The 23,848-nt window shown below is 63.6% G+C and carries 28 protein-coding genes and 1 pseudogene; 26 read left to right on the forward strand and 3 right to left on the reverse strand.

Annotated elements, in window-relative coordinates; all coding sequences use genetic code 11:
- Positions 1 to 66 precede the first annotated feature (66 nt).
- The 3 genes from HUK72_RS13475 (at position 67) to HUK72_RS13485 (ending at position 2,742) form a co-directional block, all read left to right on the forward strand.
- Positions 67 to 1,869 (forward strand): ParB N-terminal domain-containing protein, encoded by a 1,803-nt coding sequence (locus HUK72_RS13475; protein ID WP_176597217.1) that lies wholly within the window; start codon positions 67 to 69, stop codon positions 1,867 to 1,869.
- A gap of 321 nt (positions 1,870 to 2,190) precedes the next feature.
- The gene (locus tag HUK72_RS13480; protein ID WP_087573886.1) at positions 2,191 to 2,436 is read left to right on the forward strand and encodes a type II toxin-antitoxin system ParD family antitoxin; all 246 of its coding nucleotides are present in this window, start codon (positions 2,191 to 2,193) and stop codon (positions 2,434 to 2,436) included.
- Entirely contained in the window at positions 2,437 to 2,742 is a 306-nt protein-coding gene (locus tag HUK72_RS13485; protein ID WP_176597218.1) for a type II toxin-antitoxin system RelE/ParE family toxin, read from the forward strand.
- Here the strand turns inward: HUK72_RS13485 and HUK72_RS13490 are convergent.
- A complete protein-coding gene (locus HUK72_RS13490) occupies positions 2,736 to 2,918 on the reverse strand; it encodes a hypothetical protein (protein WP_176597219.1) in 183 nt (60 codons plus the stop codon). The two genes, HUK72_RS13485 and HUK72_RS13490, sit on opposite strands and share 7 nt — an antisense overlap.
- Before the next feature lie 58 nt (positions 2,919 to 2,976).
- On the opposite strand from HUK72_RS13490, the pseudogene HUK72_RS13495 reads away from it, so the two are divergent.
- The 11 genes and pseudogenes from HUK72_RS13495 to HUK72_RS13540 form a co-directional block, all read left to right on the forward strand.
- A pseudogene (locus HUK72_RS13495) lies at positions 2,977 to 3,206 on the forward strand (integrase); the annotation flags it as partial.
- Positions 3,207 to 3,327: 121 nt separating this feature from the next.
- Positions 3,328 to 3,600: a type II toxin-antitoxin system VapB family antitoxin gene (locus HUK72_RS13500; protein WP_255325717.1), complete on the forward strand. Its 273-nt coding sequence runs from the start codon at positions 3,328 to 3,330 to the stop codon at positions 3,598 to 3,600.
- Entirely contained in the window at positions 3,597 to 4,007 is a 411-nt protein-coding gene (locus HUK72_RS13505) for a type II toxin-antitoxin system VapC family toxin (protein ID WP_176597221.1), read from the forward strand. Before HUK72_RS13500 ends, HUK72_RS13505 begins: the two co-directional genes overlap by 4 nt.
- A 17-nt stretch (positions 4,008 to 4,024) precedes the next feature.
- Positions 4,025 to 4,444, forward strand: coding sequence for a hypothetical protein (locus HUK72_RS13510; protein WP_176597222.1), 420 nt, complete (start codon positions 4,025 to 4,027; stop codon positions 4,442 to 4,444).
- 338 nt (positions 4,445 to 4,782) lie between these two features.
- Positions 4,783 to 5,115, forward strand: a complete 333-nt coding sequence (locus HUK72_RS13515) for a DUF736 family protein (RefSeq protein WP_087573891.1) — start codon at positions 4,783 to 4,785, stop codon at positions 5,113 to 5,115.
- Between the two features lie 176 nt (positions 5,116 to 5,291).
- The gene (locus HUK72_RS13520) at positions 5,292 to 5,534 is read left to right on the forward strand and encodes a helix-turn-helix domain-containing protein (protein WP_087573892.1); all 243 of its coding nucleotides are present in this window, start codon (positions 5,292 to 5,294) and stop codon (positions 5,532 to 5,534) included.
- Entirely contained in the window at positions 5,527 to 6,114 is a 588-nt protein-coding gene (locus HUK72_RS13525; RefSeq protein ID WP_176597223.1) for a S26 family signal peptidase, read from the forward strand. Before HUK72_RS13520 ends, HUK72_RS13525 begins: the two co-directional genes overlap by 8 nt.
- Positions 6,102 to 6,758 (forward strand): lytic transglycosylase domain-containing protein, encoded by a 657-nt coding sequence (locus HUK72_RS13530; RefSeq protein ID WP_369805959.1) that lies wholly within the window; start codon positions 6,102 to 6,104, stop codon positions 6,756 to 6,758. The genes HUK72_RS13525 and HUK72_RS13530 overlap by 13 nt, the downstream gene beginning before the upstream one ends.
- A 254-nt stretch (positions 6,759 to 7,012) precedes the next feature.
- Positions 7,013 to 7,147 (forward strand): hypothetical protein, encoded by a 135-nt coding sequence (locus tag HUK72_RS27265; RefSeq protein WP_254911438.1) that lies wholly within the window; start codon positions 7,013 to 7,015, stop codon positions 7,145 to 7,147.
- A 290-nt stretch (positions 7,148 to 7,437) separates the two neighbouring features.
- Positions 7,438 to 9,417, forward strand: coding sequence for a relaxase/mobilization nuclease RlxS (gene rlxS / locus HUK72_RS13535; RefSeq protein ID WP_176597224.1), 1,980 nt, complete (start codon positions 7,438 to 7,440; stop codon positions 9,415 to 9,417).
- 29 nt (positions 9,418 to 9,446) lie between these two features.
- The gene (locus tag HUK72_RS13540) at positions 9,447 to 9,770 is read left to right on the forward strand and encodes an antitoxin of toxin-antitoxin stability system (RefSeq protein ID WP_255325718.1); all 324 of its coding nucleotides are present in this window, start codon (positions 9,447 to 9,449) and stop codon (positions 9,768 to 9,770) included.
- Positions 9,771 to 9,923: 153 nt separating this feature from the next.
- Here the strand turns inward: HUK72_RS13540 and HUK72_RS13545 are convergent, their stop codons facing one another.
- A complete protein-coding gene (locus HUK72_RS13545) occupies positions 9,924 to 10,478 on the reverse strand; it encodes a hypothetical protein (RefSeq protein WP_176597225.1) in 555 nt (184 codons plus the stop codon).
- Positions 10,479 to 10,747: 269 nt separating this feature from the next.
- A complete protein-coding gene (locus HUK72_RS13550) occupies positions 10,748 to 10,993 on the reverse strand; it encodes a hypothetical protein (protein ID WP_176597226.1) in 246 nt (81 codons plus the stop codon).
- Positions 10,994 to 11,093: 100 nt separating this feature from the next.
- On the opposite strand from HUK72_RS13550, the gene HUK72_RS13555 reads away from it, so the two are divergent.
- From HUK72_RS13555 to HUK72_RS13610, 12 genes are all read left to right on the forward strand, one after another.
- Positions 11,094 to 11,504 carry a hypothetical protein gene (locus HUK72_RS13555; protein WP_176597227.1) on the forward strand — a complete coding sequence of 137 codons (411 nt, stop codon included), beginning with the start codon at positions 11,094 to 11,096 and terminating at the stop codon, positions 11,502 to 11,504.
- Between the two features lie 570 nt (positions 11,505 to 12,074).
- On the forward strand, positions 12,075 to 14,120 hold the full coding sequence (locus tag HUK72_RS13560) for a conjugal transfer protein TraG (RefSeq protein WP_176597228.1): 2,046 nt from the start codon (positions 12,075 to 12,077) through the stop codon (positions 14,118 to 14,120).
- A 16-nt stretch (positions 14,121 to 14,136) separates the two neighbouring features.
- Entirely contained in the window at positions 14,137 to 14,541 is a 405-nt protein-coding gene (locus HUK72_RS13565) for a CopG family transcriptional regulator (RefSeq protein WP_176597229.1), read from the forward strand.
- Complete coding sequence (gene trbB / locus HUK72_RS13570; RefSeq protein WP_176597230.1) at positions 14,538 to 15,515, forward strand: P-type conjugative transfer ATPase TrbB; 978 nt, start codon at positions 14,538 to 14,540, stop codon at positions 15,513 to 15,515. Before HUK72_RS13565 ends, trbB begins: the two co-directional genes overlap by 4 nt.
- Before the next feature lie 4 nt (positions 15,516 to 15,519).
- Positions 15,520 to 15,849: a TrbC/VirB2 family protein gene (locus HUK72_RS13575; protein ID WP_176597231.1), complete on the forward strand. Its 330-nt coding sequence runs from the start codon at positions 15,520 to 15,522 to the stop codon at positions 15,847 to 15,849.
- Positions 15,849 to 16,148: a VirB3 family type IV secretion system protein gene (locus HUK72_RS13580; protein ID WP_176597232.1), complete on the forward strand. Its 300-nt coding sequence runs from the start codon at positions 15,849 to 15,851 to the stop codon at positions 16,146 to 16,148. The genes HUK72_RS13575 and HUK72_RS13580 overlap by 1 nt, the downstream gene beginning before the upstream one ends.
- The gene (gene trbE / locus HUK72_RS13585) at positions 16,142 to 18,610 is read left to right on the forward strand and encodes a conjugal transfer protein TrbE (RefSeq protein ID WP_176597233.1); all 2,469 of its coding nucleotides are present in this window, start codon (positions 16,142 to 16,144) and stop codon (positions 18,608 to 18,610) included. The genes HUK72_RS13580 and trbE overlap by 7 nt, the downstream gene beginning before the upstream one ends.
- Positions 18,607 to 19,329: a P-type conjugative transfer protein TrbJ gene (trbJ, locus tag HUK72_RS13590; protein WP_176597234.1), complete on the forward strand. Its 723-nt coding sequence runs from the start codon at positions 18,607 to 18,609 to the stop codon at positions 19,327 to 19,329. Before trbE ends, trbJ begins: the two co-directional genes overlap by 4 nt.
- A gap of 26 nt (positions 19,330 to 19,355) precedes the next feature.
- The gene (gene trbL / locus HUK72_RS13595; protein WP_176597235.1) at positions 19,356 to 20,678 is read left to right on the forward strand and encodes a P-type conjugative transfer protein TrbL; all 1,323 of its coding nucleotides are present in this window, start codon (positions 19,356 to 19,358) and stop codon (positions 20,676 to 20,678) included.
- A 6-nt stretch (positions 20,679 to 20,684) separates the two neighbouring features.
- Complete coding sequence (trbF, locus tag HUK72_RS13600; RefSeq protein WP_255325719.1) at positions 20,685 to 21,554, forward strand: conjugal transfer protein TrbF; 870 nt, start codon at positions 20,685 to 20,687, stop codon at positions 21,552 to 21,554.
- Positions 21,551 to 22,537 (forward strand): P-type conjugative transfer protein TrbG, encoded by a 987-nt coding sequence (trbG, locus tag HUK72_RS13605; protein WP_176597236.1) that lies wholly within the window; start codon positions 21,551 to 21,553, stop codon positions 22,535 to 22,537. Before trbF ends, trbG begins: the two co-directional genes overlap by 4 nt.
- On the forward strand, positions 22,534 to 23,838 hold the full coding sequence (locus HUK72_RS13610; protein WP_176597237.1) for a TrbI/VirB10 family protein: 1,305 nt from the start codon (positions 22,534 to 22,536) through the stop codon (positions 23,836 to 23,838). The genes trbG and HUK72_RS13610 overlap by 4 nt, the downstream gene beginning before the upstream one ends.
- Positions 23,839 to 23,848 lie beyond the last annotated feature (10 nt).

Consider the following 23,848-nt stretch of genomic DNA (forward strand, 5'->3'; position numbering starts at 1 on the left):
GCTCCGTCCGCCGCAATTGCCATGACAGGGAACGGAGCCGGTCCACCCAAGATGGAGTGAAGACCCATGGAACTGGCAAATATCGAAATTGGCAAGCTGTTCGTCAGCCGGACCAACATGCGCCATGCCGACAAGGCCCCCGACGTGTCCGACATTCTCCCCACCGTCAAGGCGCGCGGCGTCATCGTGCCGCTGATCGTCCGCCCCGGCGAGGCTGAGGGGGCGCCCGGTATGTTCGGCATCGTCGCGGGCGCGCGGCGCTTCCGTGCCGCCATCCTTGCCGCGCAGGAAACCGGCGAGGCCGAACCGCTGCCCTGCGCGATCATGGGGCCGGGCGACGATGCCGCCGCGCTCGAAGCCTCGCTCATCGAGAATATCGGCAGGTTGGACCCGGATGAGGTGACGCAATGGGAGACCTTCACCCGCCTCATCCAGAAGGAAGGGCGCAGCGTCGAGCAGATCGGCCAGACCTTCGGCCTTACCGACCTCTATGTGCGGCGCATCCTTGCCTTGGGCAATCTCCTGCCGCGCATCCGCGCCCTCTATCGCGATGGCGAGATCAACGTGGCGAGCGTGCGCCATCTCACCCTTGCGACCAAGGCGCAGCAAAAGGCTTGGCTCGCCCTGTTCGACAGTGAAGAATATTGCCCCACCGGCCAGCAACTCAAATCATGGCTGTTCAGCGGCGCGGCCATTTCCACCAGCCACGCGATCTTTCCGCTCGAAAGCTACAAGGGGAAGATCGTCGCGGACCTGTTCGGGGAGGATGGCGTCTTTGCCGACGCTGCTTCTTTCTGGCGCGCGCAGAATGAGGCCATCGCCGCCAAACGCGACGAACTTCTTGCCGCTGGCTGGGCCGATGTGGAGATTATGGAGCCGGGACGCTATTTCCATAGTTGGGAATATGAAAGGACGCCCAAGACCAAGGGCGGCAAGGTGTTCATCACCGTCACCCATCAGGGCGAAGTCGAACTGCATGAGGGCTGGCTGTCCGGCAAGGAAGCAAGGCAAGCGCGCGCGCAGGAGGCCAAGGCGAGCGGCACGCAGGCCGACAAACAGGCCGCGCAGGCGTTGCGCAGCGAGACGACGAGCAGTTTGCAGACCTATGTCGACCTCCACCGTCATGCCGCCGCCCGGGCCGTGCTGACCGATCATCCCGGCGTCGCGCTGCGTCTGTTGGTTGCCCATGCCATTGTCGGGTCTCCGCTCTGGACCGTGCGGGTCGAGACGCAGGCCTGCCGTAATGAGGCGATTGCCGAGAGCGTCGAAACCGGCATGGCCGAAACCCGGTTCGACGAAAAGCGCCGCGCGGTTCTGGCGCTGCTCGACTTCTCGCCGGAAGAGCCGACCGTCGCTGGCGGCCATGGCAAGGATGAGGGCATCGCCGCGATCTTCGCCCGGCTGATCGGCCTTGGCGACGGCGAGGTGCTCGCCATCCTTTCTGTCGTCATGGGCGAGACGATGGAGGCGGGCAGCGCCGTCGTCGAGGCCGTGGGCACTTATCTCAAGGTCGATATGGCAAGTCTTTGGACGGCGGACGATGCCCTGTTCGACCTTGTCCGCGATCGTCAGGTGGCGAACGCCATGCTGCGCGAAGTGGCGGGCAAGAAAGTGGCGGACGGCAATATCGCGGAGAAGGTCAAGACGCAGAAAGCCATCATCCGCGATTGCCTGACCGGCAGCAATGACCGCAGACGGGTCGATGGCTGGGTTCCCCGGTGGCTGCGGTTCCCCGCCGCCAGCTATACCGCTCGGCCTTTCGCGTCCCTTGCGAAATGGAAGCAGGCCGAGGCGCATATGAAGGGACTGCCCGCGCCCTTGCAGATCAAGGGCGCTCCTTCCGATCCGCAGGCGATTGCGGCGGAATGAGGCAGGCCAGGGGCGGCCTTGGCCGTCCCTTCCTCCTTAAGAAGGCGCAAAAAATTTCGCCGGTGGCGCGGCCATGCCGCGCACACCGGCTTATGGCGAGGAGAATATTTACTCGAGCTTGGGGCTCGCGACAGCAGATATTGGCCGTTTCCGCACGAGCGGCTTTTTCCGCCTTCCCGTGGAACCCATTAGCTAGCCTACAGTGGGCATTGCGTTTTGATCGATGAATGGAACAAAAGCGAGGACGCCATTCCACGAATGTCAAGAATTGCACATTTATTGTTATTGGGTATCATGCGGCGATGTCGAATGGAGAGTCCTATGAATGTTTCGGTAGGCGAACGCTGGGAAGATTTTGTGAACGCCGTTGTCAAGTCCGGCCGCTATGGGTCGGCCAGTGAGGTCGTGCGCGAGGGTCTTCGGCTTGTTGAGGAGCGCGAGACCAAGCTTGTCGCCCTACGCGAAACACTGAATGCCTCGATTGCCCAAGGTGGGGAACATGATGCTCATGACGTGAGGCGGCACCTCGCCGCAGTGTCGCAAGAACTGAGCCGTAGCGGCGACTGAGTGCGTCGGCTCGTTTATCTCAAATCGGCCAAAAACGATCTGGCCGGGATCCTCCGTCACATCGCTCTTGAAGGTGGCGATCTCCCGATTGCTCAAGCCTTTGTCGAGAAGCTCATGGCCCGATGCGAGCATGTTGCTAGCCTGCCCGGCACGCTCGGAACCCATCGACCTGAACTGCGACCTGACATTCGATCTCTTTCACATCAGGGATATGTGATCTTCTTCCGTTACCGCGATGATCGCTTGGAAATCGTGAATGTACTGAATGGTCGAGTGGACGTCGAAAATCATTTCGAGGCTCACTGAAGACTGGCGCTGCGGCTGCCCGTGTCACCACGCTCATGAATGTCTCCCGCGCGCTCGGGCTGGAGATGATGCTGGTGCCGCAGGCGATGATCCCCGCCGTCCGGGCGCTGATGCGCCCGCGGGACGACGATGATCTGCCGTCTTCTCTTCCCAGCCCGATTGAAGACGAAGGTCATGGCACAAGCTCCTCTGGCACTGCAGACGGCCCAGTCCCTCGACATGTTCCTCCATGTCCTCACCCGTCAGGGGGTGATGGCCACCTCCGCCGTCGGACCATTCAGGCGATCGACCTTGGGATGGTAGACCTCGAACCCGGCGTCGAGGGCGCGGGGATCGCACTTGCCCTCCGCTGGTCATCGTCGACGACGGCGTTGCGCTATGCGCGCGAACTGGCCGTGGGCAGCAATGCCGCAGCGCGCGTGCTCGGCAAATTGCGTGCAGCGGCGGCTTCGGCGTCGGGATAGCAACTGGTCCGGCAAACTCTTGGATCCGTGCCCGTCACGCCCCGTCCGACATGGCGTACTTGCACGTAGCTGCACATCATGATAGTCTCCTTGCCGACCCATGGTTCTGAGGATGACATCCATGTCCCCCCCCTCCCGGCGCCAACAGCGCGCCATCACCATTCGCTCTGATCGCGCACTCGCCCGCCTCGCGCTTCTGACCCGCAATGGGCGCAGCCAGGTGCAGGTGATTGAGGAAGCGCTGGATCGTATGCCCCTGCCCAAGCCTCTTTCTGATCAGCAAGAACGGCGGGCGCGGATCGAAGCGATTCTCGCCAAGGTGCCGAAACGCCAATATCCCACCATGGCAGAAATCGATACGGAACTGTACGATGAGAATGGATTGCCCCGGTGATTGTCGATAGCTCGGCGCTGATCGCCGTTCTGCTTGGGGAAGAGGGGGGTGACCGCATTCTCGACGCGCTTGACGAGGAAGCCGGCTTCCTGCCGGCACCGGCGCTTGCAGAATTCTGGGCTGTTGCGAGCGGAAGCCGGGTGGATGCAACACAGCCGGCTCGGGAACTCGTGGACCAATGGCGGGATGGCGGTCTGACCGTGCTGCCTTTCACCGAGGATCACGCTCAGCGTGTTCTGGAAGCGATTCCGCTTTATGGAAAAGGCAATGGGCGGGGAGGGTTGCTCAACCTGCTCGATCTGATGGTCTATGCGGTCGCGAAGGAGCGCGGCGAACCGCTGCTGTGTGCTGGCAAGGATTTTGCCGCAACCGACATAGAGCTCCATGCCGCAAGCCGACCCTTCTAGACAAATGGAACGATGGCTTGGCGGAGGCGGAAAGCTCCGCCGGTCTTCAGACGGCGGTCGTGACGGTCGGCGGTGCAGCGGCGATCAGAATGGAAATGGCTTCCGTCCGGCGGCGAATGGGCGAACTCAGGATCAAGCAGGCGGACCTCGATGCCGCGCTCGAGAAGCAATTGTTCGCCCACGAAACTGTCACCCAATCTGGTCCCTTCGCGGGCGCGACGGTGACCAACAAGTCTCCATCCTCGGCAAAGGTTGCCCTGTTCCGCAGCCTGTTCACGGGCCGGGTGGCATCTTCCGGAACGCGCCGTCGTTCTTGCGCCAGTGCTCGAACGCATCGACGCGCATGTGAGGACGATCACGCCGTTCCTGAACTCCTGCGCGAAAAAATGAGGGCTGGAGGGCTTTGGAACAATAGGGCTACACTTTCGGATCGGTGAGATCGCCCATGGGACCGTCGCGGCACGCCCTGATGTTCCGTTGCCTGGCCGCGAGACCGAAGGTCGGCAGGCGCTGCTGCCCGCTTTCGACCGAGACCCGAACCCGGCTGCGTGTCGGACCTATGGGCTGGCCCGCACGCCCGCAACCGGGATGCGCGCCTATTTTCCCCGCCTTCGCTCACGCTCCGGCTCCTCGCGGCCGCTTCGCTCCAAAATAGCCGCGCATCCCGGTCCTCCGCTCGGCGCTCCGGCCCATCGGGTGCGCGCGTCCCGGCCAGCCCATCACGGTCCCGCATCGCCGGGGATCGGCTCCGGCGGGAAAGCGAAAGGAACAGCATATGTCCACTCTCGGCATCGTCTCGCGCAACCGGGAAACCAACGAGATGCGCGGCGCAATCGGTCTTCTTGGCCGCCGCAATCCGCTTAGCATCGAGATCGTTCCCAATCCCGACAAGCGCACAGATGGGCAGCCCGATTTCCGCATCTACAGCGGCACGAACGAACTCGGCGCGGGCTGGATCAAGACCGGACGCGAAACCGGCAAGGCCTATATCTCGCTCCGGATCTTCCACCCGCAGATCGCGCAGTGGCCGATCTACGCCAATCTTGGCCGGGCCGCCGGACAGGAGGACGACGATGTTCTCGCCGTGATTGTCAACGAGACGGTCTGACCGTCTCATGCCCCCGCAACCATGGTTGCGGGGGCTTTCGCGCGGGATGGAGCGCGGGCGGTCGAAAACAGCTCTGTGCGAAATCGACCCTGCCGAGAATGCGTTCGCGCCTGCATTCTCCCGGCCGGTGGTGGACGAATGCTTTTCCTCCGCCGCCTTCGAGGAGGATCACGCATATGGATGACGAAGACGAGAACGCCCGCGCCGCCCGGGCGCGAAAGGGCAGCCCGTTTCTGAATACAGCGCAAGCCGCCTATTATATCGGCCTCAACTGGCGGACCCTCGAACAGATGCGCTGGAAAGGCCTGGGACCCAGTTTCCGCCGCCATGGCCGCTTCATCCGCTACCATATTGACGACCTTGACGCCTGGTCCCGCACCAACGGGAAACCCTCTCCAAAGGGAGGCGCCGATGCGTAAACCGCTCCATCGCCCCAAACCCGCGCCGCTCCTGGATTGGGAACCGCCCCTTGCCCGGCAATTGCGCCGCCGCCGAGGCCCCGTCTTTCTCGCAGGGGGCGCGGGGCTGGTCCTTATCGGTCTCGCCGCGAGCCTCGATTTCGCGATCCGGCCGGCACCCCGCCTCGTCTGGAATGCCTCGTCCAGCGCGCCGATCGGTCTGTGGCGCATTCATCCGGGCAACCGGCTGCGGACCGGTGACATGGTGCTGGCGCGCACGCCGAACTCGGTTCGCGCGCTTGCGGCCAACCGTCATTATATCCCCGCCAATGTCCCCCTCGTGAAGCGGATCGTCGCGGGCGACGGTGACAATGTCTGCGCGCTTGGGGTCACGCTGTTCGTGAACGGCCGGCCGGTCGCCAAGCGGCATGTTCGGGATCGCCATGGCCGCCTGCTGTCTTGGTGGCAGGGCTGCGAACGGCTCCGGGATGGGCGCCTGCTCCTCCTGATGGACCGGCCCGACTCCTTCGACGGGCGCTATTTCGGACCGGTCGACGGGCAAGCGATCATTGGCAGGGCAACCCCGCTGTGGTTACGCTGATCCGCTTTGCAGCGCTGATGCTGGCGCTTTCAATCACGCCCGGCAGCGCGATTGCACGGAATGTGGACCCGGTCGCCGCCTTCAGTCCGGCCATCGAACGATGGCGGCCGATCATTGCGGAGGCATCCCGGCGCTTTGCCGTGCCGCAGGCCTGGATCGCCGCCGTGATGCAGGTTGAAAGCCGGGGGCGTACCCATCTCAACGGCCGTCCCATCGTCAGCCGGGCTGGCGCCATGGGGCTCATGCAACTCATGCCCGGTACATGGGCGGCGATGCGCGAGGCCCATGGCCTGGGCCCCGATCCGCACGATCCGCGCGACAATATCATGGCGGGCGCCGCCTATCTGCGCGCCATGTACGACCGTTTCGGCTATCCCGGCCTGTTCGCCGCCTATAATGCCGGCCCCGGCCGCTATGCCGCGCATCTGCGTGACCGTAGACCGCTCGCCGCCGAGACGCGCGGCTACATCGCCCAGCTTGCCGGAGCGCCCGCCAGTCCCTCCCTGCCGCCCGCGATCCTGTCGGGAACGAGGCTGTTCTTCACGCTCGCCATGGCCCCGCAGCCCGCTGACGAAAGCGTCCAGAGGGAGCCGGCCAGGACGATCCTCGTGCCGCTCGAACCAGCTTGGCAGACCCCCAAATGAGAGCGCGGCGCCAAGCCGAGAGCAAAAATCCGCTCAGCCATGCCCATTATCCGGCATGGATCGGGCCGCCTCAAGGACGACGCCGGACACCATTTTTCCCGGCGATCAGGCGGCATCTCTCCTCGCGCCAGGCCAGCGCGGCGCCGGAAAAAATAGCGCCCGGCATCGCCGCTCGCGCGGCCGCTTCGCGGTCCTTGACCCGGCCCGATCCATGCCGGGCGCCCCTCCTGTCTTTCGAAGATCAGGAGGTCAAGATGACAGTTCAACAGCATATCGACGAACTTCGGGCCGAACTCGAATGGAACGATGACTTGATGGAAATCCGGCAGATCAAGGCCGAACTGGAGGCCGCCCTAGCCGAGCGGGATCGTCAAGAACGGGGGGAATGATGGTGGTTCCGGGGCGGCGTCGCGAGGCGCCGCCGCGCCATCGGCATGATCGGGAGATGGCGGTCGGGGAACGGAAAAGGCGCGGATCGGAGGGGGAACGCGGCTAGGGCAAGATCAAAGAAATGGCGCCATGCCTTTGGGCATCACGCCATAACCTCTTGTCTGCACATCCTTTTTCCGAGGTGGGGCGATGGCGGCACGAATCTGCGTATAGCGCCATGTTCCCCAAAAGACGCGGATTTCCGCCACTCTTCATGGCGCCATCGGCGCTACGCCAAAGGAATTGCACCATGTCGCATGACGACGAGATCGAACCGCATCTGGGCAAGCCGCGCGCAACGCCAATCCGGCGCGGGCGCAGTTATAGGGGACTGGTGTTGCAGGCCGCCAATCTGGCCGGCGGGATCAGGACCGCTGGCGCGCGCCGAAGCCGGTTCCATGGCAACCGATCAGGCGTTGGCGTTGGTGTCGGCCGGGTGCTTGCTTCGCGCGATCGCTTCGCCGCCTACCGCCAACGTCGCGCCATCGTGAAATCACGCATCGTCCGGCTCGACCGGACGAAGGGCATGGATGCAGCGCGCGCGCATCTGCGCTATATCCAGCGCGACGGCGTGACCCGCGAGCGCACGCCGGGCCAGCTCTATTCGACCGGCGAAGACCGGGCCGACGGCAAGGCGTTCCTCGAGCGCCAGACAGGCGATCGGCACCAGTTCCGCTTCATCGTCTCGGCCGAGGACGGCGAGCATTACGACGACCTTAAATCGCTGACCCGCCGCCTGATGACGCAGATGGAGCAGGATCTTGGCACGAAGCTCGATTGGGTGGCGGTCGATCATTTCAACACCGGCCATCCCCACAGCCATATCGTCGTGCGCGGCAAGGACGAGCGCGGCCGCGATCTGATCATCGGCCGGGAATATCTGACCGGAGGAATCCGTGAACGCGCCGCCGAGCTGGTGTCGCTCGACCTGGGGCCGCGCACCGACATCGAGATTGGCGAGCGCCTCCGCAACGAGATCGAGCAGGAGCGGTTGACCAGCATCGATCGTCATCTGTTGCGCGGGATGGACCGGGATCGGATGGTGGCCGCCGCCGACCGCGATCCCTTCCAGCAGAGCTTGCGCGCGGGCCGCCTGCGCAAGCTCGAACGGCTGGGCCTCGCCGACGAGATCGAGCCGGGCCGCTGGAGCTTGGCCGAAGGCATGGATGATGTGCTGCGTCGCATGGGGGAGCGGGGCGACATCATCCGCACCATGCAGCGTGCCTTCTCGCAGCATGGGCTGGAACGCGCCGGGAGCGACTATGTGATTGCCGATCCGGCGGCCATGCAAGCGGTCGTCGGGCGCATGGTGGAGCGGGGTCTGTCCGACGAGCTTAATGACCGCCATTATCTGATCGTGGACGCGACCGATGGGCGGTCGCATTATGTCGATATTGGCAGGGGCGATGCGACGGGTCCGATTCCCGCGGACGCGCTGGTGCGGATCGAACCGAAAATTGTCGCTGCCCGTGCGGTGGATCGCACCGTGGCGGAGGTCGCCGCCGCGCATGGCGGACGCTATTCGATCGATATCCATCTTCGGCATGATCCCAATGCTTCGCAGAGCTATGCCGAAACCCATGTCCGACGTTTGGAAGCGATGCGCAGAATCATGGGCAGCCTTGAACGCGAGGCGGATGGCACATGGATCATCGCTCCCGATTATGTCCAACGAGCGATCCTGTTCGAGGCCCGGCAGGCGAAGGCAGCGCCGGTCATCATCGAGACGCTCTCCACGCTGCCGCTCGACCGGCAAGTGGGCAGCGATGGCGCGACCTGGCTCGACCGGCAGCTAGCCGGCACCGATCCCGAACCGTTGCGCGATGCGGGTTTCGGCCGGGAAGCGCGCGAGGCGCTGGACCAGCGGCGGCGTTGGCTGATCGAACAGGGACTGGCAAAGCAGGAGCAGGATAACATCGTCATCCGCGCGAACCTGCTGGCGACATTGCGGCGGCGGGAACTCGCCCGCGTCGCGGGGCAACTTTCCGACGAGCTCGGGCTGGCTTATGCAGAGGCCAGGCCGGGTGAGCGGATCGAGGGTGTGTATCGTCGCCCGGTAGACCTGGCATCGGGCCGTTATGCGCTGATCGAAAAGAGCCGCGAATTTACCTTCGTGCCGTGGCGACCTGTACTGGATCGCCACATCGACAAGCAGGTGTCCGGCATCATGCGTGGCGATGCGATCAACTGGACGATCGGCCGCCAGCGTAGCGGCCCGTCGATTTCTTAGGGATCGAAAGCAAGGATATCGCATAGATTTTGGCGGTCTATCGTAAATACGGAGTGGCGATGTCCAAGGACGCCGTTTTCATGATGAAGCTGGAACCTGACCTCCGTAATATCTTCATGGAAGGGGTCGAAGCGGCGCATCGCCCGGCTTTGCAGATCGTGCGCGACTTTGCGCGCGGGTTCGCCCAGCGTCAGCGTGAAGCGCAAGGCTATGATGATTTTTTGAGGCAGAAGGTCGAGACGGCCCGTTTGTCGCTCCGTGCCGGGCATGGCCGGTTCAACGAAGAAGTCGAGGCGGACTTCGCTGTCCGTCGAGCAGAGTTGCGGCGTCCTATTGGCGAGGTGGGCGTGTAAAGGCCGGTCAGGCGCGGGAAACCATGCAGAACCGGATTGAGATCGTCGACTATATTGCGGCGGGCCTTGTCAACGACAGCGACAAGATAAACGGGGGACCAACAAGATCATCGGCAACAGTCTCGAGCATTGTGAGAAGTTCACCTTGAAGGCTCATGCGCGCGCCATCCGTTCTTCGAACCTGTCTTGGGCCAGATTGGCTTCGCGCTGATTGCCCAGCCTGATCGCATCGACCAGCGCCAGAAATTCATAAAGTCGCTGATCTATGAGAGCTGCTTCGGGGACAGATTTGAATAATGGCGTTATTGATGAACCTCGCTGGCTTCCTTCGGCGTGAGGCCACACATAGATATCCGCGCCTGAGCTAACAAGTTGTCCTTCGGGCATGGGCGCAGCAGCAAAACCGGTAGCGATGCCACGCTGCGGTGCACCAGGTTTGGCAGGAAACACATACTTCAGCCCGTGCTGAACAAATTCAGTGAGATTGCGTCGGTTGACTTTCGGGCGATCGTTGGACTTAATGGCCAATGTGGCAGCGATACTGCGCTGGAGTGATGCGCTTATCTCCGTTTTGCTGATGCCCAATGCGCTTTCCAGACTTCTCAGTGCAAATGGGTCGGAGCTAACTGGCTCATTAAGGCAGCCTCGCCTGATCTGGTCTTCCAAACTCACCAGCTTGAGCAATATAACGATGTCTTGGCTTTTCATGGCGAGCTCATCTGTCCGCTGTCCTAGGACCAAGGACAAATATGCTCTAAGCCATAGGTGTCAAACACCAAGGATCTTGGAGGTTCAGGCCTTCGGTAATTCCTCAGGCAGTTCACACTCACATCGCATATTTCGGCATCGATAAGATAGAATGCGGGAAGGAAAGCCTGATGCGCGCACTCGCCGCATTTCACCGTCCTCTGCCGCAAATCCCTTTCGCCCACTCGTTGGCACAGGCCGGAGATTAACCGGAACAGCCCGTCTTGTTGTTATCCCATCGTCGGGGGGAAAACATCGACGCGGCCGGCGAAGAACTGACGGAACAGCGCGAGTTTTGCATCGGGCGATGAAGAGGCTGAGATCGTCGGAGTAGTCGGGTTTGTCGCCAACATCTCGTCCGACACTTTCCTGCCCTGTTCCCCTTCGAGCACACGGAGCGCGCGTTCAAGTTCCGACCGCTCGGCATCCAGCGCTGCGAGGCGTGTCCTGATTTGCCGAATCTTTTCGAACGTCATGCTGTCGCCGTCGACCTTTCCGGGGCGCCTTTACAGTGTCCCGCCAAGATTTGTATGCCATGCGGAGTTCGGATTCACAGTGGCAGGCGGAAGGTTCGAAATGCCCGGAAGTAAGCTGCGGGTCTGGGCAAAAGCGCCGTCGCGTCCGATTCCTCCGGATGACGTCGAGAAGCGGGCCATCATGGAAGCTTGTGAGTCGTTCATCAGCGACGTGCTTAAACCGCGTTTCTTGCCTGCGATCAAGCCGACCGAGTGGAACTACGTCATCGACATACGGGGAGCGTATGCGGCAGGGCGCTATCGTTTCATGCAGCGTTACCGATCGGGGATGGTACACAATCGCGGCGAGGAGTTCGATGCGCCCTTCGCGCGGATTGACCGGATGGGGCCGGACAACTTCGACATTCAGTGGATGCGGCACACCGGGCAATGGTGGCGTCTTCATAGTGGGGTGACGTTTGCCCGTGCGCTGCACCTGTTGGAAACGGACGGGGTTCTCCATCCGCCATGATGGGTTTGTCCGAGCGGCGCGCATCCATGAGAAGGCAACGATGACGGCCAGTGATGTGATCGCGCTGTTTCATGAGCGGCGGTGCGCCTTCGCACCGACGGGGGGGTGGGGCGCACCTGATGCCGATCAGATAGGGTTGGCGTACACCCAATAAAGCACGAACCCGGCATGATTCTGAAGAAAAAAATATGAGGTGGGCGGATGGGGGCATGTGTAGGTTAAAGTTGGCATGTCAGTGCAGATTTTTATAAGTATAGATATCGATTGAATCTGTTCTTCACAAGAGTTTTGGAAGCGGATTGGTAAAATTTGATTTTAGTAATAAATTAGATTGTATATTAAATAGTTGCTGTATATTAATAATTAATCCGTCGTATCCGAAACCGGATCATTTTGTATTTTGAAATGCAGGATGAGTTCATGGCGCCCAGCATCTATCTAGCCGCGTATGAAACTGTGCCTCCAGCGGGTTTGGCCGGGTGCAACCGATGTAACGCCTCTTCCCTGACCTGATCCAGCTTTGGCCCCGTCCGTGCCGCATGTCGCGGCCCGCGAGTCGGAGCCATCGCCATGACCCCTACCAAGCTGCTCGTCGGGCAGATTTTCATCGTTTTCGCCATCGTCATCCTGGGGCTTTGGGCCGCGACCCAATGGGCCGCGGCGATGCTTGGCTATCAGGCGCAGCTTGGCCAACCCTGGGCGATCCTGCTCGATACCCCCATCTATCGCCCCTGGCAGCTCTTCGGCTGGTGGTATCATTATGAGGCTTATGCCCCGGCGGTGTTCGACAAGGCCGGAGCGCTGGCGGGCGCGAGCGGTTTTCTGGGTTGCGCCTCGGCTATCATCGGTTCGCTTTGGCGGGCCCGGCAGAAGCGCCATGTCACCACCTATGGTTCCTCGCGCTGGGCGTCGCGCGGAGAGATCGGCAAGGCCGGGCTGTTCGGTGACGCAGGTGTGTTCCTCGGAAGGCTTGGTGCGGATTATCTGCGCCATGACGGGCCGGAGCATGTCATGGCCTTCGCGCCGACCCGTTCGGGCAAGGGCGTTGGGCTGGTGGTGCCCTCCCTGCTGTCCTGGACCGGCAGCACCGTGGTTCATGACATCAAGGGGGAGAACTGGCAGCTCACCGCGGGCTGGCGCTCGCGCTTCTCGCATTGCCTGCTCTTCAACCCGACCGATCCGCGTTCGGCCCGCTACAATCCGCTGCTGGAGGTGCGCAAGGGTCCGGACGAAGTCCGTGATGTCCAGAATATCGCGGACATCCTTGTCGATCCCGAAGGTGCGCTCGAACGTCGCTCGCATTGGGAAAAAACCTCCCACTCGCTGCTGGTCGGCGCGATCCTCCATGTCCTCTATGCCGAGGAGGAAAAGACCCTTGCGCGGGTAGCGACCTTTCTGAGCGATCCGCGGCGATCCTTTGCCCACACGCTGCGCCGGATGATGGCGACCAACCATCTGGGCACCAAGGAGCATCCACAGGTCCATCCCGTCGTCGCGTCGGCCGCCCGCGAAGTGCTGAACAAGTCGGAGAATGAACGCAGTGGCGTTCTCTCCACCGCCATGTCGTTCCTTGGGCTCTACCGCGATCCCATCGTTGCGCGCAACACGGCGGCCTGCGACTGGCGCATCACCGATCTTGTCGATGGGCCGGTGCCGGTATCGCTCTATCTGGTCATTCCGCCGTCCGACATTTCGCGGACCAAGCCGCTGGTGCGCCTCGTCCTGAACCAGATCGGCCGTCGCCTGACCGAACGGCTGGAGGGCGATCCCCGCAAAAGCCGCAAGCATCAGCTCCTCATGATGCTGGACGAGTTCCCGGCCCTGGGGCGGCTCGATTTCTTCGAGACGGCGCTGGCCTTCATGGCGGGCTACGGCATCCGCGCCTTTCTGATCGCCCAGAGCCTCAACCAGATCAGCAAGGCTTATGGCGAGAACAACGCCATTCTCGACAATTGCCATGTGCGCATCGCCTTCTCGTCCAATGATGAGCGCACGGCCAAGCGGATTTCGGATGCGCTCGGGACCGCCACCGAATTGCGCGCGCAGCGCAACTATGCAGGCCACCGGCTCGCGCCCTGGCTCAGCCATGTCATGGTCTCGCGGCAGGAGACGGCCCGCCCGTTGCTGACGCCCGGCGAGGTGATGCAGTTGCCGCCCGCCGACGAACTGGTGCTGGTTTCGGGCTTGGCTCCCATTCGCGCGAAGAAGCTGCGCTATTTCGAGGACCGCAATTTTACGGTGCGGGTGCTGCCGCCTCCCAATCTTGATAATGACGATGGCGTCTATGCCGATCGGCCCAAGCCGCGTCCCGACGATTGGGGCAGCGAGGTGCGTGGTTTGCACATCGGTCTGACGGCAAGCGTCGAGGAAGATGCTCAGGCCTTTGACGAGGAAAGCGAGGGCGGCCCGCAGCAGCAGCGACATCCCGGCCTTCCCGAAGAACAGAGCGTCCAGGTCGTCGAACCCGATCGCGATGTGCTGGTCGGCACGGAGGACGAGAGCGACGAGGTTGCCGACCGGCGCGCCATGGATCGTCTGCGCGGCCTTAATAGCGTGCAGCGGGCCCATGCGATGAACGAAGCCGATCGCGGCGACGATCTGCTGCCGAGCTTCTGATGGAAAGTCGGCAAATATGAAACCCCGCCATCACCTCTATCTGGACGAGGAACTGACCGCGCAACTGGAACGGCTCGGATCGAAACCGGGCACGTCCAAATCTGCGATCGTCGCTGACGCGCTGCGCGCCTATCTCAATCGCCGCGCCACGCGCGAGGTCGACGATCTTCTCAAAGTCCGGCTCGACCGGATCAGCACCCAGCTCGGCCGGATCGAGCGGGACAGCCTTGTCCTTCTGGAAACGCTCTCGCTGTTCGTCCGCTATCAGCTTACCGTCACCGCGCCGCTGCCCGAAGCCGACAAGGCCGCGCAAGCGGTAGGGCGCGAGCGCTTCCGCCGCTTCGTGGATCAGGTCGGGCGGCAACTCGCCACCGGCCGATCGATCGATACCGCCTCTTCCGATGAAGGAGACGCGCGATGAGCAGCGCCGGCAACGCGACCGCTCGCGGTCGTCACTGGGCGATGCTTCGCACGGCGATGGGACCGGCCGTAGCCGCGGCTTTGTCCGATCCCCTCGTCGTCGAGATCATGGTCAACCCTGATGGCGCGCTGCGTCTCGACCGATTGGGCGAAGGGCGTATCGATACCGGCGCACGGCTCGAGCCTGCCGAAACCGAACGGATCATTCGCCTGGTCGCCAGCCATGCGCGCGCGGAGGTTCACGCCAATGCGCCGATCCTCAGTGCCGAACTGCCAGAAGGCGGCGAGCGTTTCGAAGGGCTGCTGCCGCCGGTGTCGGCAGCCCCCTGCTTTTCCATCCGCAAGCCGGCCGCGCGCATCCATCGCCTGATGGATTATGTGACGGACGGCATCATGCGCGCCGAGGTCGCGCTCGCCTTGTCGACCGCGGTGGTCGAGCGCAGGAATATCCTCGTCGCGGGCGGCACCTCGTCGGGCAAAACCACGCTCGCCAACGCGCTCCTTCATGAAATGGCGGATCTCGATGAGCGGGTGATCCTGATCGAGGACACTCGCGAGTTGCAATGCGCCGCGCCTGATACGGTCGCGCTTCGCACCAGGCCGGGCGTTGTGACGATGGCCGACCTGGTGCGCTCGACGCTGCGCCTGCGCCCGGACCGCATCATCATAGGCGAGGTCCGGGGCGGCGAGGCGCTGGACATGCTCAAGGCCTGGAACACCGGCCATCCCGGCGGCATCGCTACGGTCCACGCCAACAGCGCCCGCGCCGCGCTTTACCGGATCGAGCAGCTTGTCGCCGAATGCGTCGTCACCGTGCCGCGGCGGCTGATTGCCGAGGCGATCGACATGGTGGTGTTCATCTCCGGCCGGGGCACCGGCCGCAGGATCGAGTCCGTCGTCGAGGTCGGTGGTCTCGATGCCGACGGCGATTACGCCGTCTCCCACCTCATCATCCCCCACAGTATAGGAGACTGAACCCATGCGCGCCCCTGATGCGTCCATTACCCGCCGCCTGTCGGACAGGCTGCTTGTCGCCGTCGCACTTCTTGTGCCCGTTTCCGCCTTTGCGGCCGGTTCCGGAATGCCCTGGGAGGAGCCGCTGCAGCAGATTCTCGAATCGGTGCAAGGCCCGGTCGCCAAGATCGTCGCGGTGATCATCATCATCACCACGGGCCTGGCGCTGGCCTTTGGCGAGACGTCGGGCGGCTTTCGCAAACTGATCCAGATCGTGTTCGGCCTGTCGATCGCCTTTGCCGCGTCGAGCTTCTTCCTGTCCTTCTTCAGCTTCGGCGGCGGGGCGCTGGTCTGATGGTCGAGACCAGCTTCATCGGCGCGGGTCATTTTGGCGGCGGGCCTGTCGAAGGCTTTGAGGTGCCGCTGCATCGTTCGCTAACCGAACCGATCCTACTGGGCGGCGCCCCGCGCGGGATCGCGATCCTCAACGGCACGCTCGCCGCCGCCATGGGGCTGGGCCTCCAGCAATGGATCGCGGGGCTGCTGCTCTGGCTCGCCGGACACAGTCTCGCGGTCTTTGCCGCCAGGCGCGATCCCGATTTCGCGCCCGTCCTCGCTCGCCACCTCCGGCAGAAGGTCCATCTCTCATGCTGAACCTGCGTGAATATCGTGCCCTGCCCGATCGCCTCGCCGATCATCTCCCCTGGGCCGCGCTGGTCGCGCCCGGGGTGGTGCTGAACAAGGATGGGTCGTTCCAGAGGACGCTTCGCTTGCGCGGACCAGACCTGGAAAGCGCTACCGAAGCAGAGTTGGTGTCGGTCTGCGCGCGGGCGAACAATGCGCTGCGCCGCCTGGGATCGGGCTGGGCGCTGTTCTTCGACGCCGAACGGGTCGAGGCATTGGGTTATCCACCCTCCCGCTTCCCGGACCCGGCGTCCTGGCTGGTGGACGAGGAGCGGCGCGCGCATTTCGACGGACGCAAGGGCCAGCATTTCGAGAGTCGCACCCATCTCACCCTCTGCTATCTCCCGCCCGCCGACCAGTTGAGCCGCGCGGCAAGCGCGCTGCTCGAACGCGAGACGCCGCGGCAGGACCGTAACTGGCGGCAGGAACTCGCCGCCTTTATTGCCCAGACCGATCGGGTGCTGGACCTGTTTTCCGGCTTCATGGCGGAGGTCCGCGCGCTCGATGATGGCGAGACGCTGACCTTCCTGCACGGCTGCATTTCCGCCAGGCGGCACCCCGTCCACGTACCGCAAACGCCGATGTATCTCGACGGGCTGCTGGTCGATACGCCCTTGTCGGGCGGCATCGAACCGATGCTGGGCGATCGACATCTGCGCACCGTCACTGTGCTGGGATTTCCCAATGCCACCCGGCCCGGCATCCTGAGCGCGCTTGAAGCGCAGGGCTTCGCCTATCGCTGGGCGACCCGCTTCATCGCGCTCGACAAGGAAGCGGCCAACAGGGCGCTGACGAAGATCAGGCGGCAATGGTTCAACAAGCGCAAGTCCATCGCGCAACTCATGCGCGAAGTCATGATGAACGAGCCGGTCGCGCTGACCGACAGCGATGCCGACAACAAGGTAGCCGATGCCGATCTCGCGATGCAGGCCTTGGGCGGCGATCATGTGGCATTCGGCCATTATACCGCGACGATCACGGTTTCCGACACGGATCGCGCCGCCGCTGATGAAAAGGTCCGCATCGTTGAGCGGGTCGTGGGCGGGCTCGGCTTCACCTGCATCCGCGAGAGCATCAACGCGGTGGAAGCCTGGCTGGGCTCGCTGCCGGGCCATGTCTATGCCAATGCCCGGCAGCCTTTGATCCATACGCTGAACCTCGCCCATCTGATGCCTCTATCATCGGTGTGGGCAGGGCCGGCCACCAACGATCATCTGGCTGGGCCGCCCTTGCTCTATGCCGAGACGAGCGGATCGACGCCCTTTCGTCTCAGCACCCATGTTGGCGACGTCGGTCATATGCTGATCGTCGGGCCGACCGGCGCGGGCAAGTCGGTGCTGCTGGCGCTGCTCGCGCTTCAATTCCGCCGTTACCCCGGCTCGCAAATCTATATTTTCGACAAGGGGCTATCCGCGCGCGCCGTTGTGTTGGCCTGCGGCGGGGCGCATCATGCGCTGGGCGATAGCGATGCGCTCGCGTTCCAGCCGTTGCGCGCCATTGATGGCGACGCCGAGCGGACATGGGCGGCCGAATGGGTTGGCGCGCTGCTAGCCCACGAAAAGATAGAGGTGACGCCCGAGGTCAAGGACGCGCTGTGGTCGGCGCTCACCAGCCTTGCCAGCGCGCCTGTGGAGCAACGCACGCTGACGGGTTTGTCGGTGCTGCTTCAGTCCAACGCGCTGAAAACCGCGCTGATGCCCTATACGCTGGAAGGGCCGTTCGGGCGGCTGCTCGATGCCGCCGAAAACAGCCTCGCTCTTTCCGGCATGCAGTGCTTCGAGACCGAGACGCTGATGCACAGTGCCGGGGCCGTGCTGCCGGTGCTGACCTATCTCTTTCACCGTCTCGAGGAACGTTTCGACGGCCGGCCTACATTGCTGGTGCTGGACGAAGCCTGGGTGTTTCTCGACAATCCGCTGTTCGCGGCCCGCATTCGAGAATGGCTGAAGGTTCTTCGCAAGAAGAATGTCAGCGTTGTGTTCGCGACCCAGAGCCTCGCGGACATCGCGGACAGCAGCATCGCGCCCGCCATCATCGAAAGCTGCCCGCAGCGCATCTTTCTCGCCAATGACCGGGGGCAAGAGCTGCAGGCGCGTGCCGCCTATGAGCGCCTCGGCCTCAATGGCCGGCAGATCGAGCTTATCGCCCGCGCGACGCCCAAGCGGCATTATTATCTGCAATCGCGGCGCGGCAACCGGCTGTTCGAGCTTGCCCTTGGCCCCATCGCGCTCGCTCTGTGCGGCGCCTCCGATCCCCAAATCCAAAATTTGATCGACCGGCTGCTGGACGAGCATGGCCGCGACGGGTTCCTGGCCGCGTTCCTGCGCGCCCGCGGCCTTGAGTGGGCGGCAGATCTTCTCCCTGATTTTCCCGATATGCCAAATATCGGGAGCGATCCCCTCAACCTCCAGCAGACGGAGTTCGACCTATGAAACCTTATATATTCTCCGCACTCCTCGCGGCCTCATCGGTTGGCGCAACCCTCGTCGTGCCGGTCGCGCCTGTGCACGCCATCGTGGTGTTCGACCCCAGCAACTATGCGCAGAATGTGCTGACCGCCGCCCGCACGCTGCAACAGATCAACAACCAGGTCCGATCGCTTCAGAACGAGGCATCGATGCTGACCGACATGGCGAAGCATCTCCAGCGGCTCGACTTCTCCTCGCTCGCGCAAATCACCCGGTCGATGCAGAAGATCGGCATGCTGATGAACCAGGCCGAGGGTATCGCCTTCGATCTGGCGTCCACCGACGATGCTCTGCGCCGGCAGTTTCCGGCCGTGTTCGACACGACCCTCTCGGACAATGAGATCATCGCCCAGGCGCGCGCCCGGCTACAGGCATCGATGCAGGGCTATCGCCAGACCATGCGCGTGCAGGCGCAGGTCGTCGAGAATATCGGATCCGACGCTGGACTGCTGACGGAACTGGTTGCGCAAAGTCAGTCGGCGGCGGGCAGCCTGCAGGCACAGCAGGCAACCAACCAGCTCATTGCGCTCAGCACCAGGCAGCAGCTCCAGATCCAGCAGATGATGGCGGCGCAATATCGCGCCGACGCGCTCGAACGCGCACGCCAGCAGCAGGGACTGGAAGCCGCGCGCGAGCGAACCAGGCGCTTCATCGGCTCGGCCGACATCTACACGCGCAACTGACGGTATCAGGCAAGGCGGCCCTGGCCATGAATCCCGATCTCAACATCATCGACAGCTTCCTTGAAGCCTTCATCCGCTACATCGACTCGGGTTTCGGTCTGCTGTCGGGGGATGTCGCATTCCTGACCACGGTGCTGATCGGCATCGACATAACGCTGGCCGCCCTGTGGTGGTCGATGGACAATGACCAGGATGTGCTGGGAAAGCTGATCAAGAAAGTCCTCTATGTCGGGGCGTTCGCCTTCATCATCGGCAATTTCTCCCGCCTTGCCGACATCATCTTCAAAAGCTTCTCCGGCCTTGGCATCACGGCGGGCGGCGGCGGTGTATCGGCCGACGACCTGATGCACCCCGGCGCGATCGCCGGGACGGGGTTCGAGGCGGCGCATCCCCTGCTGGAGAAAATGTCCGAGATGTCGGGCTTCCCCGAATTCTTCGGCAATTTTCTCTCGATTGCCGTTTTGCTCCTATGCTGGTTCCTGGTGGTTCTGGCCTTCTTCATTCTCGCCATCCAGCTCTTCATCACCATCCTGGAATTCAAGCTCACCGCGCTCGCCGGTTTCGTGCTGGTGCCGTTTGCGCTCTGGAACAAGACCAGCTTCCTGGCTGAACGGGTGCTGGGCAATGTCGTCTCCAGCGGCATCAAGGTCATGGTGCTGGCGGTCATTATCGGCATCGGCACCAATCTGTTCGATCAGATGACGTCGATTCTCGGCAGCGATCCGGAGATTGCAGAGGCTCTAACCCTATTGATGGGCGCACTGACCCTGTTCGGTCTTGGCATCTTCGGACCCGGCATCGCCGCTGGCCTCGTTTCCGGCGCGCCCCAGCTTGGCGCGGGCGCGGCGGTGGGGACGGTGGCGGGCGCCGCCATCATGACGGGCGGCGCTGCCCTGCTCGGCGCGCGGGGCGCGATGCTGGCGGGGCGTGGCGGCATGGCTGCAATCCGCGCGGGAACGGCAATGGGATCGGCCGCGTCCAGCGCCTATCGGCTCGGACAGGAAAGCTCCGGCAGCACGAGCGTCGGCGCGGGGCTTGGCGGCATCGCTACCGCTGCGGGCGGGATAGCCTCGCAGAGCGTCAAGGCGGCGGCCTCCCACATTGTCGACCCCATCCGCGAGAGCGCCGCCAGGGGCCGGCAGACCGCCTGGGATGCGGGGCGCATGTCACCCGCTCCCGCCGCCTCCCAATCCAGCGCGGCGCCTTCCTCCGAACCGGCCCCGGCATGGGCGCACTCGCTGCGCGCGCAACAGAGCGCCCGCCATCACCGGCACATGGCGTCGCAGACGATCAAGGACGGCGATCGGCCGAGCGGCGGCGCCAATCCCGATCTCAGCGAAAAGGAGTGAAACCGCATGACCTTCAAGCGATCCATCCAGAAATATGGAACCACGCCCCAACCCGAAACGCCTTACCAGCGTGCGGGGCAGCTTTGGGACGAACGCATCGGTTCCGCGCGCATACAGGCGCGAAACTGGCGGCTGGTTGCCTTCTCCTGCCTTGGGCTTAGCGGCGTGCTCATCGCGTCGAATGTCTGGCAGTCGATGCAGAGCCGCGTCGCGCCCTATGTGGTCGAGGTGGATCGACTGGGCGAGGCGCGCTCGGTCGCGCCTGCGATTCAGAACTACCAGCCCACCGATGGGCAGATCGCATGGCATCTGGGCCGGTTCATCACCAATGTCCGCTCGGTCTCGACCGATCCGGTGCTGGTCAAGCGTAACTGGCTTGATGCCTATGATTTCGCGACCGACCGGGCGGCGATCTTCCTCAATGACTATGCCCGATCCAACGACCCGTTCGCCGGGATCGGCCAGCGCAGCGTCTCGGTGCAGGTGACGAGCGTGGTCCGTGCGTCGGACTCCAGCTTTCAGGTCAAGTGGACCGAGAGCATCTACGAGCGGGGCAGTCTCGCCAAAACCGAGCGCTGGACCGCCATGCTGACGGTGGTGATGCAGCCGCCCAGGACCGCCGATGCCCTCCGCAGGAACCCGCTCGGTCTCTTCGTCAATGCGATCGACTGGGCGCGCGAACTGGACGGTCAGCCTTCACAGCCGGGCGGTGCATCCGCGCCGCCGCCGCAGGTCAACGCTCCTGCTTCGACCGCCACGCCTTTGGCGGCGACACAGCCTGTCCCACCCCTGCTCGAACCGACACCGACCTCGGCTCCGGCTTCCGCCGCGCCCGCTGCACCCATTAGCCCCGACCGGAAAGGAACCCATCCATGATCCGCAAAGCCGCCATGACCTTGCCGCTTCTGGCGCTCGCCACTGCCTGCGCCGGGAAGATGCCGCCGCCTGCCATCGCGCTCGACGCTGCGCGGTTCCAGCCCGCTATTCTGGAAGCCGAACCCCCCCGGTCCATTGAGATCGTTCAGACGCCAGTGCCGTTGCCCTTGCCGGGCCAGCTCCTTCCGCGTCCTGCCGCAAGCCGCGAGATCGCAATGCCGACCGCCCGGGTCGAGGCGGCCAACAGGGCTGCCACCCGTGAGCCGTCCAGTTCGGGCTATATCAATGCGGTGCAGGTCTATCCCTGGACGGAAGGCGCGCTTTACCGGCTCTATACGGCGCCCGAGCGGGTAAGCGACATCGCGCTTCAGCCGGGCGAGAAACTGGTGGCGGTATCGGCGGGTGATACGGTGCGCTGGGTCATAGGCGATACGACCAGTGGCGGCGGGGCGGGCGACGAGGCGCGCGTGCATATCTTGGTTAAGCCCTTCGCTCCGGGCCTGGCAACCAACATGGTCATCACCACTGACCGGCGCGCTTATCATCTCGCGCTCGAAAGCACCGACCGGACGGCGATGGCGGCGATCTCATGGACCTATCCGCAGGATCGGCTCGTCGCCCTGCAGCGGCAGAATGCGCGCGCCGAACAAGCCCGGCCCATTGCAGAAGGCATGACGCTCGCCAATCTCCGGTTCAGCTATGCGATCACCGGCGACAATCCACCCTGGCGTCCGGTCAGGGCATGGGATGACGGCAGCAAGGTCTATATCGAATTTCCCGCGCGGCTCGATCAGGGCGAAGCACCACCATTGTTCGTGGTTGGCCCGCTGGGACAAAGCCAGCTCGTCAATTACAGGGTCAGCGGCAATCATTACATCGTCGATCGTCTGTTCGGCGCTGCCGAACTCCGTCTGGGCGAGAACCCGCAAGCGGTAGTGCGGATCAGCCGCACCGACGGTGAGAAGGGGAGGGCGCGCCCGTGAGCGAGCAGCCCCTCGAGGCCGAAGCGCCCGAAACACCGCCCGACACCGGGCAGGCAGCGCCGTCCGAGCCGACATCCGCCAAGGTCAGCCCTGAAAGGCTGACACTGCGTGCCGCGCCCCGCCGGGTGGTTCGCTTCCGGCGCAGCGTCATCGTCGCCGGGGCTGCCATTGGCTCGCTCGCCATCGCCGGCGTCGCGTGGATGGCGCTGGGGCCGAGGACGTTCCGCATCGTCGGCAATGACGAGAAGGCGATCACGGATCGGCGCACGCCCGCCGATGCGGTGGCGAACTTGCCCGGCGACTATAGCAAGGTGACGCCGACGACCCCGATCCTTGGACCGCCGCTTCCCGGCGATCTGGGTAGGCCGATCCTCGATCGTCAGCGCGAGTTGGCTGCGGGCGGAGATCCCCTGTCCGCCGACGCCGATGCCATCACGCGTGAGCAACAGGCGGCCGAAGCCGAACGCCAGCGCATCGCTGCCCAGGTCCATCAAGCGCGTGAGGCAGGCGTGATGGTGCAATCGTCGGGGCGGGCCGCCGTGGCCACAGTCTCCATGGGCGATAGTGCTGCCGCGTCCGAACCCGTGCCTGTCGCCGCCGATAATGCCCAGGCGGACCGTCTCTCGCTCGATCCCGAGCGCGACCAGAATAACCAGCAACGGAAGCTGGATTTTGTGAACGGGCAGGCGTCGGGTGGAATCACCAACGGCCATGCCCTTCTGGCGCCGGCGTCACCCTATCAACTCATGGCGGGAAGTGTCATTGCCGCCAGCCTCATCACCGGTCTCAACTCCGATCTGCCCGGCATGGTGATCGCACAGGTGACGGAACCCGTGTTCGACACGGTGACGGGCCGGACCGTGCTGATCCCGCAAGGCTCCCGCCTTATCGGCAGCTATGACAGCGTGGTCGCCTTTGGCCAGCGCCGCGCGCTGCTCGTCTGGCAGCGTATCATCCTGCCGGATGGTTTGTCGGTGCAGATCGACAACCTGCCTGCCACCGACACGGCAGGCTATGCCGGCCTGGCGGACAAGGTGGATTTTCATAGCTGGCAGCTTCTCAAAGGTGTTGGGCTCTCGACCCTGCTCGGTGTGGGCACCGAACTGTCGCTGGGCAGTGACGAAAGCGACCTCATACGTGCGGTTCGAGAGTCCGCCCAGCAATCGGTGAATCAGGCCGGTCAGCGGATCGTGACGAAGAATCTCGACATCCAGCCCACCATCACCATCCGCCCCGGCTGGCCGCTGCGCGTCATCGTCCACAAGGACATCGTGCTGCGGCCCTGGGGCCAGCCTCGCTGAAGAAAGGAGA

Origin of the sequence: Sphingobium sp. 15-1 (assembly GCF_013375535.1) — a bacterium.
Lineage (GTDB): Bacteria > Pseudomonadota > Alphaproteobacteria > Sphingomonadales > Sphingomonadaceae > Sphingobium > Sphingobium aromaticivastans.